Source organism: Jiangella anatolica, from assembly GCF_003236295.1.
GTDB lineage: Bacteria > Actinomycetota > Actinomycetes > Jiangellales > Jiangellaceae > Jiangella > Jiangella anatolica.
This window is the reverse complement of record NZ_POTW01000101.1, coordinates 11,058-26,151: the sequence shown is the minus strand read 5'-3', so window position 1 is coordinate 26,151 and position 15,094 is coordinate 11,058. Positions and strand designations below refer to the sequence as shown.

Below are 15,094 nucleotides of genomic sequence, written 5' to 3'. Positions count from 1 at the left end.
GGGGATGGGCGTCGGTGAAGAGGGGCTCGAGGAGGTCGCCGTCGTCGTCGAGGCGGGCGAGGGCGTCGTCGATGTCGAACTGGAGCGGCAGCCGCTTCGTCGCCTTGGAGCGGGCGCCCTGCTCGACCTCGTCCCAGGTGACCGGCGTCGACACGGTCGGGTGCGCCCGGGCGCGGACGGAGTACGGCGCGACGGTGGTCTTGGCGCCGTTGTTCTGAGACCAGTCGATGAACACCTTGCCGCCGCGTGCGGCCCGTTCCATCCGCGAGATGACGAGCTTCGGGTGCTCCTTCTCCAGCCGCTGCGCCAGCCCGCGCGCGTAGCCGCTGACCTCGTCGTCCGTGGCCGAGCCGTCGAGGCCGACGTACATCTGCATGCCCTTGGAGCCGCTGGTCTTCGCGTATGACGGCAGGCCGGCGTCGTCGAACAGCTCGCCGAGCAGCAGCGCGACCTGGCAGCACTCGATGATGTTGGCCGGCGCGCCGGGATCGAGGTCGACGACGAGCCGGTCGGGGTTGGTGCCGACGCCGGAGGCATCGACGGTCCACTGCGGGACGTGCAGCTCGAGCACGGCGAGGTTGGCCAGCCAGACCAGCGTCGGGAGGTCGTCGGCCATGATGAAGTCGACGGTCTCGCGGTCCTTCGTCGAGCCCGGCGTCGGCAGCTCGGCCGTCCGGACCCAGTCCGGCGTCCCGCGCGGCGCGTTCTTCTCGAAGAAGCTCGCCTCCTCGACGCCGTTGGGCCAGCGCTTGCGGGTGACCGGCCGGTCGCGCAGGTGCGGCAGCAGCACCGGCGCCACGTGCGTGTAGTACTGGATGATCTCGCCCTTGGTCGTCCCGGTCTCCGGGTAGAGCACCTTCTCCAGGTTGCTCAGCCCCAGGGTGCGGCCCTCGACGTCGACGGTGACCTTGCTCGGCATGCCTTGCAGTCTTGCCGACGCGGGGTACGTTCGCCAGCATGCTGGACGACGTGCGCGCGGCGCTGCGCCGCCACCGACCCGACCTGGCCGGCGCGGAGCCGGCGCCACTCGGCGCCGGCCTGGACAACGTCGCCTTCGCCGCCGGCGACCTGGTGTTGCGCCGATCCCGGTCCGACGACGGGTCGGCCCGGCGCGAGGCGGCGCTGCTGACGGCGGTCGCGGCGGTGTCCAGCCTCCCGGTGCCGGAGCCGGTCTTCGTCGACGAGGCGACCGGGATCCTCGCCTACCGGCGGCTGCCCGGCGCGCCGCTGCTGTTCCACCCGGTCCCGGCGCCGGACGCGCTCGCCGGACCGCTCGCGGAGTTCCTCACCGGCCTGCATGACGGCGGCAGCGCACTGTCCGCGCTGGTCGAGGTCGACGACACGCCGTGCGCGGAGTGGCTGGCCGACGCGGCGGCGTCGTACGAGACGGCGGCAGCGGCCGTCCCGGCGGGGGACCGGCGCCGGATCGAGGCGTTCCTCGCCGCGCCGCCGCCCGGCCCGCCGCGACGGCTGACGTTCTGCCATGCCGACCTCGGCGCGGAGCATGTGCTGGTCGACGGCGCCGCGATCACCGGCGTCATCGACTGGACCGACGCGGCGATCGCCGACCCGGCCGTCGACTTCGCCCGGCTCTACCGCGACCTCGGCCCGGACGTCGCCGAGCGGATCGCCGCGCGGTACGGCGGCGACGCGGCCGCCGCCGACCCGGAGCGGGTCGCGTTCTACGCCCGCTGCGCGCTGCTGGAGGACCTGGAGTTCGGTGTCACGACCGGCGCGACGACCTACCTGCGGGCGGCGCTGGCCCACCTGGACCACACGTTCGGCTGAGCCGCTACGGCGCCGGCGTCGGCTCGGGGGTCGGCGTGGGCGTCGGCGTCGGCAGGTACGGCACCGGCGCCGGGCTGGCCTGGCCGCCGGCGAGCAGGCAGAGCGCCAGCTCCAGCGGCGAGAGGTCGATCTCGAGGCAGATGCCGTCGTCCTCGTCCTCGTCCGGCTCGTCGTCCTCGTCGGCCGGCGTCTCGGTCGGCTTGCTGACGGTTGGCTTGTCGGTCGGCGTCGGGTCGTCGTCATCGGGCGTGCCGGACGTCGGGTCGCCGGAGCCGGGGAAGTCGGTGCCGGGCACCTCGGTGGAGTCGTCGCCGGGCTGCTCGGACGAGCCGCCGTCGGGCTCGTCGTCGCCCGGCTGGCCGGACGACGGGTCGTCGCCGGGCTGCTCGGACGGGTCGCCGGTGTCGTCGCCGCTGCCGCTGCCGTCGCCGCCGCCCGGCTCGGTGCCGGGCTCATCGGACGGGTCGTCGCCACCGTCGCCGTCGTCGCCGGAGCTCCCGCCGCCGGACCCGCCGCTGCCGCCGTCACCGCCCTCGTCGCCGGGATCGGGCGAGGTGGAGTCGCCGCCGTCGCTGGGGGTGTCGCCTGGGTCGGCGCTGTCAGAAGGGCGGTCCGGCTCGTCGCCGGGCGAGGCGATGACCGGGTCTCCGGACGGGAACGGGCTGATGCCGAGCGCCTGGTCGATGCTGGGCACCAGCATGTTGCCGAGCGTGATGCCGATGGTGGCCGCGAACGCGCAGACGATGACCACGGGGTAGCGGCGGATCTTGTCGAACACCCAGCCGGCCGGCGAGGGGCGGGACGCGCCGAAGCGGGGACCGCTGGACCTGGCCCCCTGGCCACGCCGGCGTCCCGTCGACTTCTCTTGCCGAGCCCTGCTGATCGACCGAGATCCCTTCTGGTCCGGAGGGAGATCTGGCGAAGTTCGCGCGAAGACGCTACAGATCGCCCCCCACAGTTGCGTAACCCTACTCAGGCGTGTGGAGGCGGCAACAGCGGTTCGGCAGATTTCGTCAGTTCAGTGCCCAAAGGTGGTCCGTTCGGACGGTAGACAGCGTCCGGAAGTTGCGGCAAGGGCCTCTGGCCTGGGCAAACATAGTCTACCGGTCAGTACCAGCCGAGCTCGCGCAGTCGGTCCTCGCCGAGGCCGAACGCGTGCCCGATCTCGTGCCCGAGCACCTTGCGGACCCGGGCCGCGACGTCGTCCGTCGTGCGACTGACCTTGAGGATCGGGATCCGGTACAGCTCGATCCGGTCCGGCAGGCTGCCCGGCACCCGGCTGCCGATTCGTGTCCGCGCCACCCCGTGGAACTGGCCGAGCAGCAGGCCGCGGCCGTGCCAGTCCGGCGGCGGCTCGTCGTCGACCATGATCGCGATGCCGGCGACGGCCTCCTGGATCCAGTCGGGCAGTTCCTCGAGAGCCTGCATGACCATGTCCTCGAACCGGTCGAGGTCGACGGAGTCGGCATCCACGTCGCCAGCCTATGTCCTCCGGTGAGTCTGCCACTGAGTTGGATTATCCAACTCAGCAGCTAGAGTGGGGATCATGCGAGAAGCAGTCATCGTCGACGCCGTCCGCACGCCGCTCGGGAAGGGCAAGCCGGGCGGCGCCCTGGCCGGCGTCCATCCCGTCGATCTGCACGCCACCGTCCTGCGCGCTCTGGTCGAGCGCACCGGCCTCGACCCGGCCGCCGTCGACGACGTCGTCAGCGGCGCCGTCGGGCAGATCGGCGAGCAGAGCATGAACACCGCGCGATGGGCGGCGCTGGCCGCGGGCTTCCCCGAGTCGGTGCCCGCCGTCACCGTCGACCGGCAGTGCGGCAGCAGCCAGCAGGCCGTCCACTTCGCGGCGCAGGGCGTCATCAGCGGCGCCTACGACATCGCGATCGCCTCCGGCGTCGAGTCGATGAGCCGGGTGCCGATCGGTTCGCAGACCGCCGGGCAGGACTTCCTCGGCGCCGGTGTCGCGGCGCGGTATCCGGACGGGCTGGTGCCGCAGGGGATCAGCGCCGAGCTGATCGCGGCCCGCTACGACCTGCCGCGTGAACGGCTGGACGAGTTCGCCCTGGCCAGCCACCAGCGTGCGGCGTCGGCCTGGCGCGACGGCCGGTTCGGCGCCGAGGTGGTGCCCGTCCCCGGAGCGGACCTGACGATCGACCAGTCGGTCCGGCCGGACACGTCGGCGCAGGTGCTGGCCGGGCTGAAGCCGGCGTTCTGGGCCGACGCCTGGGAGCGGCGGTTCCCGGAGATCGGCTGGCACGTCACCGCCGGCAACTCGTCGCCGACGAACGACGGCGCGGCGGCCGTGCTGATCGTCGAGCGCGAGATCGCGCGCCGGCTGGGGCTGCGCCCGCGCGCCCGGCTGCACTCGTTCGCCGTTGTCGGCGACGACCCGCTGCTGATGCTGCTGGGCATCGTCCCCGCGACGCGGAAGGTGCTCGGCCGCGCCGGGCTGACGCTGGGCGACATCGACGCGTTCGAGGTGAACGAGGCGTTCGCCAGCGTCGTGCTGGCCTGGCTGGACGAGACGGGCGCGGACCCCGCGAAGGTCAACGTCAACGGCGGCGCGACCGCGATCGGGCACCCGCTCGGCGCGAGCGGCGCCCGGCTGCTGACGACGCTGCTGTCGGTGCTCGAGCAGACCGGCGGCCGGTACGGGCTGCAGACGATGTGCGAAGCCGGTGGCCTGGCCAACGCGACCATCGTCGAGCGGCTGGACGCCTCGTGACGGGCTCGTCGGCGCGGGAGTGCTCGATCGCCAACGCGCTGGCGGTCGTCGGGGAGCGGTGGAGCCTGCTGATCCTGCGCGAGGTGCTGCTGGGCAACGTCCGCTTCGACGCGATCGCCGCCGCGACCGGAGGCAGCCGCGACATCCTGGCCGCCCGGCTGCGGACGCTCGTCGCCGCGGGTGTGCTGGAGAAGCGGCCGTACTCCGAGCAGCCGCGGCGGCACGAGTACGTCGCGACCGAGTCCGGCCAGGCGCTGCAGCCGGTGCTGCTGGGGCTGATGGAGTGGGGCGACCGGTACGTGACGCAGGGCCCGCCGCCGACGGTCTGGGAGCACTCGTGCGGCGCCGAGCTGCACGTCGCCGCCGTCTGCGCGGCCTGCGGCTCGCCGGTCGGCGCCGGCCGGTCCCGGCTGGTCCGCCTCGGCGGCGTCGACCAGGACTAGCTCTCGACGGGCGTGACGCGGAGGGTGGACGTCCGGACGTCGCCGGTGATCATCATCCGCAGCGCCGAGCCGGAGCCGGCGTACTTGCTGCTGTACGCGTCGTCGACCGCGAGATTCGTCTGCTCGTCCGCGGCCAGGTCGGCGGTGACGTCGTACCGGGCGCCGCGGTCGACGAAGGCGGCCCGGCCGGTGCGCCGGATGCGCGCGTACCACTTGGACGAGTCGCCGTAGCCGTTGCGGATGTACGCCTTCCCGTCCACGACGACGGCCCAGATCGGGGTGACGATCTCGCGTCCGTCCTGCGTCTGCGTGGCCAGGCGGACGGTGCCGGTGCGGTCGAGGTAGTCGATCACGGCGTTGCTGTCGGTCATGTGATGACCAACCAGCCTCGGGCCGCGACTATGCCCTCTGCTCTCGGCTAAGTTCGGCCGGCCCGCTGTCGTGGCGGCGCTAGCGTGCCGTGTCATGCGATCGATCGAAACGGCGGACGGCCGGGTGCTGGCCGTCGAGGAGTGGGGCGAGCCCGGCGGCGTGCCGGTCGTCTACGCGCACGGCACGCCGATGAGCAGGCTGGCGCGCCATCCCGACGACGCGTTGTTCACCGGCCTCGGGATCCGTCTGATCACGTTCGACCGGCCCGGCTTCGGCGAGTCCACCCCGCGTCCCGGCCGCCGCGTCGTCGACGTCGCCGACGACATCGCCACCATCGCCGACCACCTCGGCCTCGGCCGCTTCCCCGTCTTCGGCGTCTCCGGCGGCGGGCCGCACGCGCTGGCCTTCGCCGCCGTCCACCCCGGCCGCGTCACCCGGGTCGCGACGCTGGCCAGCACCGCACCGTGCGACGCGCCCGGGCTGGACTGGACGGCCGGCATGATGGAGGACAACCGGCGCAGCGCCGCCGCGGCCCTGCGCGGTCGGGCGGCGCTGGCGGCGCATCTGGCCTCGACCGAGTCCGCCGACCTGCGCGAGCTGCTGCCGGCGGCCGAGCAGGAGGTGCTCGCCCGCCCCGACGTGCAGCGCATGCTCTCGGCCGCCTACGCCGAGGCGCTGCGTCCCGGCCTCGACGGTTGGGTGGACGACGAGCTCGCCCTGTACGGGCTGCCGTGGGGCTTCGACCCGGCGACGATCTCCGTCCCGGTCTCGCTGTGGCACGGCGAGCTGGACACCGTCGTGCCGGTCGCGCACTCCGTCTGGCTGGCCGGGCGCATCCCCGGCGCGGTGCTCACCCGCGCCCCCGGCGCCGCCCACGCGGGTCACTTCGACGCCACGCCGGCCGTGCTGCGCTGGCTGCTCGAGCGGGACTGACCCTACGCGGCGCCCGCGTAGGCGAGGACGCGGTCGAGTGCCGCCTCGACGTCGGTGGTGGCGGTGTCGAGCGTCAGGTGTTCGACGGTGAGCGGCGGGAACTCGGCGCGCATCCGTTCGACGTGTGCCCAGTCGACCTCGTGCCAGCCGGGGATGTCGCGGACCCTCTCCTCGACGCGCCGCCGATGCACCTCGACGTCGGCGCACCGGCACTCGACGACGGCGAGCCGTGCACCATGCTCGTCCGTCAACGCCCGCCACCGCGTCAGCACCGCGTCGTCCACCAGGCAGTCGACGACGGCGGACTGGCCGAGCATGAGCTGCCGGGTGATCAAGGTGCCGAGCAGGTCGTGATACATCCGCAGGTACGCCGGCCGGTCCAGGCCGCGCAGCACGCCGTGCGGCGCGAGCGCGCCCAGCAACCAGTCGCCGGCGAAGGACGGCGCGCCGAGCGCCATGGCGGCGCGGTCGGCCAGCGTCGACTTGCCGGTACCGGGCAGACCGGTGAGAACGAGGACCGTGGACACCGGCCCATTCTGCCGGGCCTGCCGGAGCCGGCCCCTACGATCGCTGACGTACGACGAAGGGAGCGCCCATGCCACCGGAGGACTCGCCCGTCCCGACGGAGTATCCGCAGGCCATCGGCCGCACCGCCCGCCGGGAGCTGGCTCTGAACGGCTACACCCGCTACGACCAGCTCACGTCGGTCACGCCGAAGGAGCTGCTCGCGATCCACGGCGTGGGGCCGAAGGCGATCCGCATGCTCACCGAGGAGCTGGCCGCCCGCGGCCTGTCCTTCGCCGGCTGACGAGATCAGCCCGCCGCCAGGTCGAGCCGGGCCAGCCGGTCGGGGTCGACCAGGACGTCGATCTCGGCGATCCGGCCGCCGCGGATGGTGAACGCCATCACCGACAGCGGCCGGCCGTCCGGCGCCGTCACCAGGCCCGGCACGCCGTTGACCAGCACCGGACGTGCGTGCCGGGCGGCCTCGGCGAAGCGGACCGCGTTCTCGGCCACCCGCCGGGCGCCGCGGATCAGCTCGAACGCGCGCTGCGTGCCGTGGTCGCCGCGCAGCAGCACGTCCGGGTCGAGCACCGCGACGAGCGCGTCGAAGTCGCCCGCGCGGGCCGCCGCGAGGAAGGCGTCGGCGACCTCGCGCTGGCGTGGCAGGTCGGCGTCGGGCGCCGTCGTGGCGGCCTGGACCCGCCGCCGGGCCCGGCTGGCCAGCATCTTCGTCGCGTCCGCCGACCGCCCCACGATCGGGGCGATGTCGTCGAACGGCACTGCGAACGTGTCGTGCAGGACGAACGCGAGCCGTTCGGCGGGCTGCAGCGTGTCAAGCACTACCAGCATCGCCAGCCCGACGGAGTCGGCGAGCAGTGCCTCCTGCTCCGGGTCGACGCCGGCGGCCGGGCTGATGACCGGGTCCGGGAGCCGCAGGTCCAGGGGTTCCTCCCGCCGCGCGGTGCGCGAGCGCAACAGGTCCAGGCAGATCCGCCCGACGACCGTCGTCAGCCACGCGCCGAGATTGCGCACGTCGGTGGTGTCGGCGCGGCTGAGCCGCAGCCACGCCTCCTGCACCGCGTCGTCGGCCTCGCTCAGCGAGCCCAGCATCCGGTAGGCGACCGCGCGCACCTGCCCGCGGTGCGCCTCGAACCGCGCGGTCAGATCGTCCCGTCCGTCCATCGTTACCTTTCGCCGTCCAGCTCCGTCGAGGTGGTGTATCCGAAGCGAAGGAGATGGACATGAGGATCGCAGTTGCCGGCGGCACGGGCCGCCTCGGGCAGCACATCGTCGACGTGCTGACGGCGTCCGGACACGACGCGGTGCCGCTCTCGCGCGCCACCGGAGTGGACGTCGTCACCGGTGAGGGCGTCGCGGCGGGGGTGTCGGGCGCGGACGTCCTGATCGACGCCGCCACCGGGCCGTCGCCGGTCAAGGAGGAGGCGGCCGCGTTCTTCCGGGCCGCCGTGGCGAACCTGCGACAGGCCGCGGTGGAGGCGGGCGTGCGGCGCGTCGTGGTGGTGTCGATCATCGGGGTGGACCGGCTCACGACCGGGTACGGCGCGGCCAAGCTGGAGCAGGAGCGGGCCTGGCTGGACGGGCCGGTCCCGGTGCGGATCCTGCGCTCGGACCTGTTCCACGAGTTCGTCGAGCCGATGATGGGCTGGGGCCGCCAGGGCGACGTCGTCCACCTGGCACGGTCGGTCCGGCAGCCGGTCGCCGCGCGGGCCGCGGCCGAGACCGCCGCCGAGTTCGCGCTCGCCGCTGACGCCCCGTCGCTGCTGGAGGTCGCCGGCCCGCGCGTGGAGGACGTCGTCGACCTGGCCGCCCTCGTTCTCGCCCACCGCGGCGACCCCGCCCGGGTCGAGGGGGTCAGCGACCCCGGCGACCCGGACGCCGTGCTGTACGAGAAGGGCGAGATCCTGCCCGGCCCGGACGCCGTCATCGCCGGCCCGTCCTTCGCCGACTGGCTCTCGTCGGAGGCCGGGCGATGAACGCGTGAACCCGCCGCTCCCGCTTCCCCACGCAGGCCCGCGTGGGGAAGCGGGAGCTCGCCTGGTCCTACGGACGCGCCTCGGTGAGGGTGCGCTCGTCCGAGGGTGGCGCTGTCTCGTCGACATCCTCCACCTTCGCGAGCTTGCTGGGCCACCACATGTGCCGGCCGATGTCGAGGTTGAGCGCGGTGACCAGCACCGCCCGCACGATGAGCGTGTCGAGCAGGACGCCGAAGGCCACCACGAACCCGATCTCGGCCAGGAACACCAGCGGCATCGCCAGGAACACCGCGAACGTCCCGGCCAGCACGGCTCCGGCCGAGGTGATGACGCCGCCGGTCGCGGCCAGGCCGATCAGAGCACCACGCCGGGTGCCGACCTTGACGGACTCCTCCCGAACCCGGGTCATCAGGAAGATGTTGTAGTCGATGCCCAGGGCGACGAGGAACACGAACGCGAACAGCGGGAACGACGAGTCCGTGCCCGCGAAGCCGAACACGTTCTCGAACACGAACCCGCTGACCCCGAGCGCTGCGGCGAACGACAGGATCACCGTGCCGATCAGCACCAGTGGCGCGGTCAGCGAGCGGAGCAGGAGGACCAGGATCAGCAGCACCACCGCGAGCACCAGCGGGATGACGACGACGTTGTCGCGTGCCGACGCTTCCTGCAGGTCGACGTTGATGGCGGCCGAGCCGCCGACGATCGCGTCGCCGTCCTCGACGCCATGCACCGCGGAACGGATCTCGTCGATAGCGTCGCCCGCCTCGTCGCTGTAGGGCTGGAGCGTGAGGGTGCCCTCGACGTAGGCCCGGTCACCGACGACGACCGGTTCGCTCACGGAACCGATGGCCGGATTGTCCTCCAGCGCCGATGACACGGCATCGATCTGGTCGGCGTTCGCGATCACGGTGACCGGATCGCCGGCGCCGACGGCGAAGTGCTCACCGAGCACCTGCTCTGCCGCCGCGAAGTCGGGCTCGCTGGTGAAGCCCTCCTCCAGGCTGAGGCCGTTGGCGTTGAGCTGGGTGATGCCCAGCGCCAGCGCCCCGAGGATCACGCTGGTGGTCACCCAGACCAGCCGGGGCCGGGGGCGGATCGAGTTGCCCACCTTGGCCCAGAAGCCGCGGGTGGTGGGTTCGTCGCTGCCGAAGTGCGGCCGCCTGGGCCAGAAGATCCAGCGCCCGAAGATCACCAGGACCGCCGGGAACAGCGTCAGCATCGCCGCCATGCCCACCGCGACCCCGACGGCGAGGACGGGGCCCATGCCGGCCGTCGAGTTCATCTCGGCGACCACCAGGCACAGCATGCCGAGCACGACCGTGCCGGCGCTGGCCATCACGGCCGGGCCGGCCCGGTGCAGGGCGAAGGCCATCGCCTCGTGCCGGTCCTCGTGCCGGCGCAGCTCCTCGCGGTAGCGGGCGACGAGCAGCAGCGCGTAGTCGATGCTGGCCGCGAGGACGAGGATCGCGAGGATGCTCGCGCTCTGCGCGTTGACGGTCAGATCCGCGTACCTCGCCAGCAGATAGACCACGCCCTGCGCGCACGTCACCGCGACTCCGGCACAGAGCAACGGCAGCAGCCACAGGATCGGACTGCGGTAGGTCAGCAGCAGGATCACGATCACGACGGCGACCGCGGCGATCAGCAGATTGCCGTCCAGGTCGCTGAAGGACTCGGCCTGGTCGGCCACCATCGCGAGCGGCCCGGCGACCTCCACCTGCAGGTCACCCGCTCCGTCCGTGGCCTGACCGCGCACTTGGTCCAGCAGATCGGGCGCCGCCTCCCAGTCATCGCCCATGTTGAGGGGGACGATCAGTTGCAGCGCCTCTCCGTCCTCGGACGGAATGGGGCCCTGGACCTCACCGTCGAGGGCCTCGAAGTTCTGGAACTCTTCGGCGTCGGCTTCCGCCTTGGCCATGTCGGCCTCGGTGACGCCGCCGTCACGGACGTAGACGACGACCGCGGGCACGGCATCGGTGGAGGCGAAGTCGGCCTGCTCCTTGAACGCGGCGGTCGACTCGGCGCTGCCCGGCAGCCACTCGACGGTGTCGTTCTCCTCGACGTCGGTCAGTTGGCCGGCCAGGCTTCCACCGACGGCGGCGAGCACCAGCCAGACGGCGAGCACGACCCATTTGCCGAAGCGCCCGGTCAAGCGTCCGGTGAGCGAGCGTGTCATGATCTTCCCCCAGAGGTTCGAGTGTCGGTCGATGGAGTCAGACCGGCGACGGTGCCAAAACTCATCGTGACCGCCAGGACGGTACCGCGTCGGACCGACAGTGTCCTCAGGGTTTTTCACCGACAGCGGCCTCAGGGTCCTCCGCCGGGGGGTGCATGGGCGCGACCCACGTCGCGCGTGGGGGAGCGAGGCGGGGGATTATGGCCTCTGAGGTGGGTCCAGCTCGGCCACGTTCTTGACCTGCTGGGGAGTGCGCCATCAGGGACTCGAACCCCGAACCCGCTGATTAAGAGTCAGCTGCTCTGCCAATTGAGCTAATGGCGCAACGACGGTGAAGATTACCATCCCGCGCGGCGAAGCTGAAATCGTGAACCGCCGCCGGGACGGCCGGCCGGGCGACCCCGCTGTGGCAGGGTAGAACGCATGGCCAACCCGCCCGAACGCCGTGAGTACGACATCGACATCCCGGCCGAGGTGGAGCCCGGCACGTACGCCGACTTCGCCTCCATCTGGCACACCGCGGACTCCTTCGTCCTCGACTTCGCCGTGCTGAAGCGCCCGCCGAAACCGTCGGTCGCCGAGGACGGGAGCCGGGTGCTGAAGGTGCCGACCCGCGTCGTGACGCGCGTGCGGGTGCCACCGAGCCAGGTCTTCGAGATCATGAAGGGCCTGGAGAAGCAGCTGTCGATGTGGGAGCGCAGCCACGGCGTGAAGCGCCGGTCGCCGGAAGACACGTAGCGCATGGACAACGTGCTGCGCATCGTCATCGGGCTGGCCGGGCTGTTCGGGGCGGGCTGGTCGGCGCTGCGCGTGCTGCGGATGCGCCGTGACGGGCGGCCGGCCGACGCCGTGATCAGGGAGTCGACGCTGCACCATCGCACGGGCGGGCAAGGGGAGCGGAGCAGCCGCTGGGTGTCGACGGTCGTGTTCCGGGACGACGACGGAGAAGAGCGGACGGCGATCCTGCCCGGGCGGCTCACCGCCGGCGAAACCGTCCCGATCCTGTACCTGCCGGACGGCTCCGAGCGGGTCGTGCGGGCCGGCAAGGCCTCGTTCCAGGAGACGTTCGCGATCCTCGGCGCGACGGCGGCCGGCATCGCGCTCACACTGCTGCTCTGACGCGCGCCCGCCCCCGCCGGGCGTGTGTCAGGCGGGGGCGGACGGGATCGTGGCGGGTCAGCGCTTGAAGGCGTCCTTCACCTTCTCGCCGGCCTGCTTGACGTCGGACTTGGACTGGTCGGCCTTGCCCGCGGCCTCTTTGCGCTCGTCGTCGGTGAGCTTGCCGAGCGCCTCCTTGGCCTCGCCCTTGGCCTTCTCGGCAGCGTTCTTGACCTTGTCATCGGCACCCATCGTGGTTCCCTCCCTCGAGTGTCTCCTCGGCCCGTACCCGGGACCGCGGGGACTATTCGGCAGGGCAGGTGTCGGTGGCCTCGACCCGGGCGATCACTCGGCCGGCGAGCGAGTCCAGCGCTTTGACGTCGTCGTCGGTGAGCACGTCGAAGAAGAAGCGGCGGACGGCGTCGACGTGCGACGGTGCGGCGGCCTCGATGGCGGCCCGGCCCTGCGGCGTCAGCACGATGAACGCTCCGCGGCCGTCGGAGGCGCACTCCTCACGTCCGATCAGGCCGCGCTTCTCCATCCGGCTGAGGTGGTGCGACAGCCGGCTCTTCTCCCAGCGCATCGCCCTGGCCAGCTCGGACACCCGCAGCCGCGCGTCGTCGACGTCGGTGAGGTGGACGAGGACCTCGAAGTCCTGCATCGACAGCATCGACTCGGTCTGCAGCTGCTTGGCCAGCGCGGCGCCGACGACGGCGTTCATCCGCAGATACGCACGCCAGGCGTGCTGCTCGTGGTCGTCCAGCCACCGTGTCTCAGCCATGGGGCCAAGTCTACCGGAATAGTTGACACGTCATCCATGTTCGATAATCTGTGACGCGTCAACGATAACGCGTCGACCACGAACCTCGGCAAGGAGCAGAACATGACCACGACGACCGACCTGACCCAGCTGACCGGCGACTACGTGCTGGATGGCGCGCACACCCGGCTCGGTTTCGTCGCCCGGCACGCGATGGTGACGAAGGTGCGCGGAGCCTTCAACGAGTTCGAGGGCACGGCCCACATCGACGGCCAGGACCCGAGCAACTCGTCGGTGACCATCGTCATCAAGACCGCCAGCGTCGACACGCGCAACGAGCAGCGCGACGGCCACCTGCGGACCAACGACTTCTTCGAGATCGAGACGTACCCGGAGATCCGGTTCGCCTCGACCGCGATCCGCCAGAGCGACGAGACGACGTTCGCGGTCACCGGCGACCTCACCATCAAGGACGTGACCAAGTCGGTCACCTTCGAGCTGGAGCTCACCGGCGCGGCCACCGACCCGTTCGGCAACCAGCGCGTCGGCTTCGAGGGCTCACTGCAGATCAACCGCAAGGACTGGAACGTCACGTGGAACGCCCCGCTCGAGGCCGGCGGCGTCCTCGTCAGCGAGAAGGTCACGCTGGAGTTCGAGATCTCGGCCATCAAGCAGGCCTGATCCCCGCGCAGAAAACGGCCCCGTCGGAATCCGACGGGGCCGTTCTGTATGGGGTGAGTGACGGGACTTGAACCCGCGACTTCCTGGACCACAACCAGGTGCTCTACCAGCTGAGCTACACCCACCATGCGGCCCCCTGCGGGGCGCGGCTGAACAAGTATACGGTGCCGGGCGCAGTGGTCGAGAACGGGTTACTCCGGCGGCGTCCGTGCCTCCTTGAGGACGGCGACCGCGGCGGCCCGTGCGGTGACGGTCTCCGGGCCGGGCAGCGGGACGAACACCGTCCGGCGGTAGTACCGGAGCTCGTTGATCGAGTCCTTGATGTCGCCGAGCGCGCGGTGGTTGCCGGTCTTCGCCGGGCTGGCGAAGTAGACGCGCGGGTACCAGCGGCGCGCCAGCTCCTTGATCGACGACACGTCGATGTTGCGGTAGTGCAGCCAGCCCTCGACCTCGGGCAGGTCGCGGGCCAGGAACAGCCGGTCCATGTGGACGGTGTTGCCCGCCAGCTGGGCCTTCGACGGCTCCGGCACGTGCTCCTTGATGTACGCCATGACCAGCGCGTTCGCCTCGTCCATGGTGACGCCGCCGGACAGCTCGGCGAGCAGGCCGCTGGTCGTGTGCATCTGCCGCACGACGTCGTTCATCTGCTCCAGCGCGTCGTCGGGCGGGCGGATGACCACGTCGACGCCGTCGCCCAGGACGTTCAGCTCGGCGTCGGTCACGAGCACGGCCACCTCGACGAGCGCGTCGCGCTGCAGGTCGAGGCCGGTCATCTCGCAGTCGATCCACACCATTCGATCGTTCGTCACGTCGCCCACCCTATTGGCACCTCGCCTAGTGACGTCGTCGCCGCCGCGCACCGGAGCGCTGCGGGCCCGGTTCGGCCGGCTCGCCGGGCTCGCCGGCGAGGTCCTCGGGTTGCGCCCGGCGCGCGACGAACGCCACCAGGCCGATCAGGATCGCCGCCGCGACGACCAGGGCTGCGGCCTGCCACAGCGCCCGGTCGTTCGCGACCATCACGGCGACGGCGACGGCGGTCGCGAGCGTCCCGTAGACGGCCAGTTCCATCACCGACGGGATGACCACCGGCAACTGGCGGCGCGGGACCGGCGCCGGCTCCGGGGTCGCCAGGTCGGAGGACGCCGACGGTGCCGGCGGGGTCGGCGGTGCGGTGGCCGGGGTGGTGCGGCCGGTCGGTCGGTGCGGCGGCGTGGCCGGGGTCGTCGGCGGCGCGGACGGCGGGATCGGCGACGCGGCGCGTCCGGCCGAGCGAGCGGCCCGGCGCGGCCCCGGCTCGGTGACGGAGAACGCCGTCCAGGTGTGCTGCGTCGTGGAGGCCGCCGGGGCGTCCTCGTCCAGCCGGCCCGGTTCGGTGGGCCTGGCTGCGCGCCGGCCGGCCGCGAACCGTTGCGCCGCCCGGCCCGCGGCTGCGGCCCGCTCGGCCGCCGGCCCGGCCGCGGCCACCGGCTCGGCTGCTGCCGCCGGCCCGGCTGCTGCCGACGGCCGAGGCGCCGCGGGCGGCGGTGCCGCCTCGTCCACGACCTCCACGTCGGGCTCGTCGCCGTCCGGCCGTCCGGTCGCCCGCCGGCCTGCTTGACGGCGCTTCGCCACCAG

At 72.4% G+C, this 15,094-nt stretch carries 20 protein-coding genes and 2 tRNA genes; 9 read left to right on the top strand and 13 right to left on the bottom strand.

Annotated elements, in window-relative coordinates; all coding sequences use genetic code 11:
- On the bottom strand, window positions 1-919 hold a 919-nt coding region (ligD, locus tag C1I92_RS27935), incomplete at its 3' end, for a non-homologous end-joining DNA ligase (protein ID WP_111257909.1).
- Between the two features lie 38 nt (window positions 920-957).
- Here ligD and C1I92_RS27930 point away from each other — a divergent pair.
- Window positions 958-1,788 (top strand): phosphotransferase, encoded by an 831-nt coding sequence (locus tag C1I92_RS27930; protein WP_111257908.1) that lies wholly within the window; start codon window positions 958-960, stop codon window positions 1,786-1,788.
- Window positions 1,789-1,792: 4 nt separating this feature from the next.
- Here C1I92_RS27930 and C1I92_RS27925 read toward each other — a convergent pair whose 3' ends face one another.
- Both C1I92_RS27925 and C1I92_RS27920 read right to left on the bottom strand, forming a co-directional pair.
- Window positions 1,793-2,566 (bottom strand): hypothetical protein, encoded by a 774-nt coding sequence (locus C1I92_RS27925; protein ID WP_111257907.1) that lies wholly within the window; start codon window positions 2,564-2,566, stop codon window positions 1,793-1,795.
- A 329-nt stretch (window positions 2,567-2,895) separates the two neighbouring features.
- Entirely contained in the window at window positions 2,896-3,261 is a 366-nt protein-coding gene (locus C1I92_RS27920; RefSeq protein WP_111257906.1) for a metallopeptidase family protein, read from the bottom strand.
- A gap of 73 nt (window positions 3,262-3,334) precedes the next feature.
- Here C1I92_RS27920 and C1I92_RS27915 point away from each other — a divergent pair, with 73 nt between their 5' ends.
- Together C1I92_RS27915 and C1I92_RS27910 are read left to right on the top strand one after the other, a co-directional pair.
- Entirely contained in the window at window positions 3,335-4,516 is a 1,182-nt protein-coding gene (locus tag C1I92_RS27915; protein ID WP_111257911.1) for a thiolase family protein, read from the top strand.
- Window positions 4,513-4,959, top strand: a complete 447-nt coding sequence (locus C1I92_RS27910) for a winged helix-turn-helix transcriptional regulator (protein ID WP_111257905.1) — start codon at window positions 4,513-4,515, stop codon at window positions 4,957-4,959. The genes C1I92_RS27915 and C1I92_RS27910 overlap by 4 nt, the downstream gene beginning before the upstream one ends.
- On the opposite strand, the gene C1I92_RS27905 is transcribed toward C1I92_RS27910, so the two are convergent.
- Window positions 4,956-5,330 (bottom strand): DUF2255 family protein, encoded by a 375-nt coding sequence (locus tag C1I92_RS27905; RefSeq protein ID WP_158564303.1) that lies wholly within the window; start codon window positions 5,328-5,330, stop codon window positions 4,956-4,958. The two genes, C1I92_RS27910 and C1I92_RS27905, sit on opposite strands and share 4 nt — an antisense overlap.
- Window positions 5,331-5,424: 94 nt before the next feature.
- Between C1I92_RS27905 and C1I92_RS27900 the strand changes: the two genes are divergently transcribed.
- Window positions 5,425-6,264, top strand: a complete 840-nt coding sequence (locus C1I92_RS27900; protein ID WP_111257903.1) for an alpha/beta fold hydrolase — start codon at window positions 5,425-5,427, stop codon at window positions 6,262-6,264.
- A gap of 2 nt (window positions 6,265-6,266) precedes the next feature.
- Here the strand turns inward: C1I92_RS27900 and C1I92_RS27895 are convergent, their stop codons facing one another.
- Window positions 6,267-6,791, bottom strand: a complete 525-nt coding sequence (locus tag C1I92_RS27895; RefSeq protein WP_158564302.1) for a P-loop nucleotide/nucleoside kinase family protein — start codon at window positions 6,789-6,791, stop codon at window positions 6,267-6,269.
- A gap of 68 nt (window positions 6,792-6,859) precedes the next feature.
- Here C1I92_RS27895 and C1I92_RS27890 point away from each other — a divergent pair, with 68 nt between their 5' ends.
- A complete protein-coding gene (locus C1I92_RS27890) occupies window positions 6,860-7,072 on the top strand; it encodes a helix-hairpin-helix domain-containing protein (RefSeq protein WP_111257901.1) in 213 nt (70 codons plus the stop codon).
- A 5-nt stretch (window positions 7,073-7,077) separates the two neighbouring features.
- Here the strand turns inward: C1I92_RS27890 and sigJ are convergent, their stop codons facing one another.
- Entirely contained in the window at window positions 7,078-7,950 is an 873-nt protein-coding gene (sigJ, locus tag C1I92_RS27885; RefSeq protein WP_111257900.1) for an RNA polymerase sigma factor SigJ, read from the bottom strand.
- Window positions 7,951-8,009: 59 nt separating this feature from the next.
- Between sigJ and C1I92_RS27880 the strand changes: the two genes are divergently transcribed.
- Complete coding sequence (locus tag C1I92_RS27880; RefSeq protein WP_199521662.1) at window positions 8,010-8,762, top strand: SDR family oxidoreductase; 753 nt, start codon at window positions 8,010-8,012, stop codon at window positions 8,760-8,762.
- 67 nt (window positions 8,763-8,829) lie between these two features.
- On the opposite strand, the gene C1I92_RS27875 is transcribed toward C1I92_RS27880, so the two are convergent.
- Both C1I92_RS27875 and C1I92_RS27870 read right to left on the bottom strand, forming a co-directional pair.
- Window positions 8,830-10,941 (bottom strand): MMPL family transporter, encoded by a 2,112-nt coding sequence (locus C1I92_RS27875; RefSeq protein WP_111257898.1) that lies wholly within the window; start codon window positions 10,939-10,941, stop codon window positions 8,830-8,832.
- 251 nt (window positions 10,942-11,192) lie between these two features.
- Window positions 11,193-11,265: transfer RNA gene (locus tag C1I92_RS27870), tRNA-Lys, on the bottom strand.
- 99 nt (window positions 11,266-11,364) lie between these two features.
- Between C1I92_RS27870 and C1I92_RS27865 the strand changes: the two genes are divergently transcribed.
- Window positions 11,365-11,679 (top strand): DUF3467 domain-containing protein, encoded by a 315-nt coding sequence (locus tag C1I92_RS27865; protein ID WP_111257897.1) that lies wholly within the window; start codon window positions 11,365-11,367, stop codon window positions 11,677-11,679.
- Between the two features lie 3 nt (window positions 11,680-11,682).
- Window positions 11,683-12,060 (top strand): DUF3592 domain-containing protein, encoded by a 378-nt coding sequence (locus tag C1I92_RS27860; RefSeq protein WP_111257896.1) that lies wholly within the window; start codon window positions 11,683-11,685, stop codon window positions 12,058-12,060.
- A gap of 57 nt (window positions 12,061-12,117) precedes the next feature.
- Here C1I92_RS27860 and C1I92_RS27855 read toward each other — a convergent pair whose 3' ends face one another.
- Window positions 12,118-12,291 carry a CsbD family protein gene (locus C1I92_RS27855; protein ID WP_111257895.1) on the bottom strand — a complete coding sequence of 58 codons (174 nt, stop codon included), beginning with the start codon at window positions 12,289-12,291 and terminating at the stop codon, window positions 12,118-12,120.
- A 52-nt stretch (window positions 12,292-12,343) separates the two neighbouring features.
- Window positions 12,344-12,820: a MarR family winged helix-turn-helix transcriptional regulator gene (locus tag C1I92_RS27850; protein ID WP_111257894.1), complete on the bottom strand. Its 477-nt coding sequence runs from the start codon at window positions 12,818-12,820 to the stop codon at window positions 12,344-12,346.
- Window positions 12,821-12,922: 102 nt separating this feature from the next.
- On the opposite strand from C1I92_RS27850, the gene C1I92_RS27845 reads away from it, so the two are divergent.
- Window positions 12,923-13,480, top strand: coding sequence for a YceI family protein (locus C1I92_RS27845; protein WP_111257893.1), 558 nt, complete (start codon window positions 12,923-12,925; stop codon window positions 13,478-13,480).
- A gap of 49 nt (window positions 13,481-13,529) precedes the next feature.
- Here C1I92_RS27845 and C1I92_RS27840 read toward each other — a convergent pair.
- The 3 genes from C1I92_RS27840 to C1I92_RS33530 form a co-directional block, all read right to left on the bottom strand.
- A tRNA-His gene (locus C1I92_RS27840) sits at window positions 13,530-13,605 on the bottom strand.
- Window positions 13,606-13,671: 66 nt separating this feature from the next.
- Window positions 13,672-14,274: an oligoribonuclease gene (gene orn / locus C1I92_RS27835; protein ID WP_111257892.1), complete on the bottom strand. Its 603-nt coding sequence runs from the start codon at window positions 14,272-14,274 to the stop codon at window positions 13,672-13,674.
- Window positions 14,275-14,314: 40 nt separating this feature from the next.
- The gene (locus C1I92_RS33530) at window positions 14,315-15,091 is read right to left on the bottom strand and encodes a hypothetical protein (RefSeq protein WP_146605313.1); all 777 of its coding nucleotides are present in this window, start codon (window positions 15,089-15,091) and stop codon (window positions 14,315-14,317) included.
- Window positions 15,092-15,094 lie beyond the last annotated feature (3 nt).

Coding starts and splice junctions, on each gene's coding strand:
- C1I92_RS27930 (WP_111257908.1), top strand. CDS start 958: ATGCTGGACGACGTGCGCGCGGCGCTGCGCCGCCACCGACCCGACCTG.
- C1I92_RS27915 (WP_111257911.1), top strand. CDS start 3,335: ATGCGAGAAGCAGTCATCGTCGACGCCGTCCGCACGCCGCTCGGGAAG.
- C1I92_RS27905 (WP_158564303.1), bottom strand. CDS start 5,330: ATGACCGACAGCAACGCCGTGATCGACTACCTCGACCGCACCGGCACC.
- C1I92_RS27900 (WP_111257903.1), top strand. CDS start 5,425: ATGCGATCGATCGAAACGGCGGACGGCCGGGTGCTGGCCGTCGAGGAG.
- C1I92_RS27890 (WP_111257901.1), top strand. CDS start 6,860: ATGCCACCGGAGGACTCGCCCGTCCCGACGGAGTATCCGCAGGCCATC.
- sigJ (WP_111257900.1), bottom strand. CDS start 7,950: ATGGACGGACGGGACGATCTGACCGCGCGGTTCGAGGCGCACCGCGGG.
- C1I92_RS27880 (WP_199521662.1), top strand. CDS start 8,010: ATGAGGATCGCAGTTGCCGGCGGCACGGGCCGCCTCGGGCAGCACATC.
- C1I92_RS27875 (WP_111257898.1), bottom strand. CDS start 10,941: ATGACACGCTCGCTCACCGGACGCTTGACCGGGCGCTTCGGCAAATGG.
- C1I92_RS27865 (WP_111257897.1), top strand. CDS start 11,365: ATGGCCAACCCGCCCGAACGCCGTGAGTACGACATCGACATCCCGGCC.
- C1I92_RS27860 (WP_111257896.1), top strand. CDS start 11,683: ATGGACAACGTGCTGCGCATCGTCATCGGGCTGGCCGGGCTGTTCGGG.
- C1I92_RS27855 (WP_111257895.1), bottom strand. CDS start 12,291: ATGGGTGCCGATGACAAGGTCAAGAACGCTGCCGAGAAGGCCAAGGGC.
- C1I92_RS27850 (WP_111257894.1), bottom strand. CDS start 12,820: ATGGCTGAGACACGGTGGCTGGACGACCACGAGCAGCACGCCTGGCGT.
- C1I92_RS27845 (WP_111257893.1), top strand. CDS start 12,923: ATGACCACGACGACCGACCTGACCCAGCTGACCGGCGACTACGTGCTG.
- orn (WP_111257892.1), bottom strand. CDS start 14,274: ATGGTGTGGATCGACTGCGAGATGACCGGCCTCGACCTGCAGCGCGAC.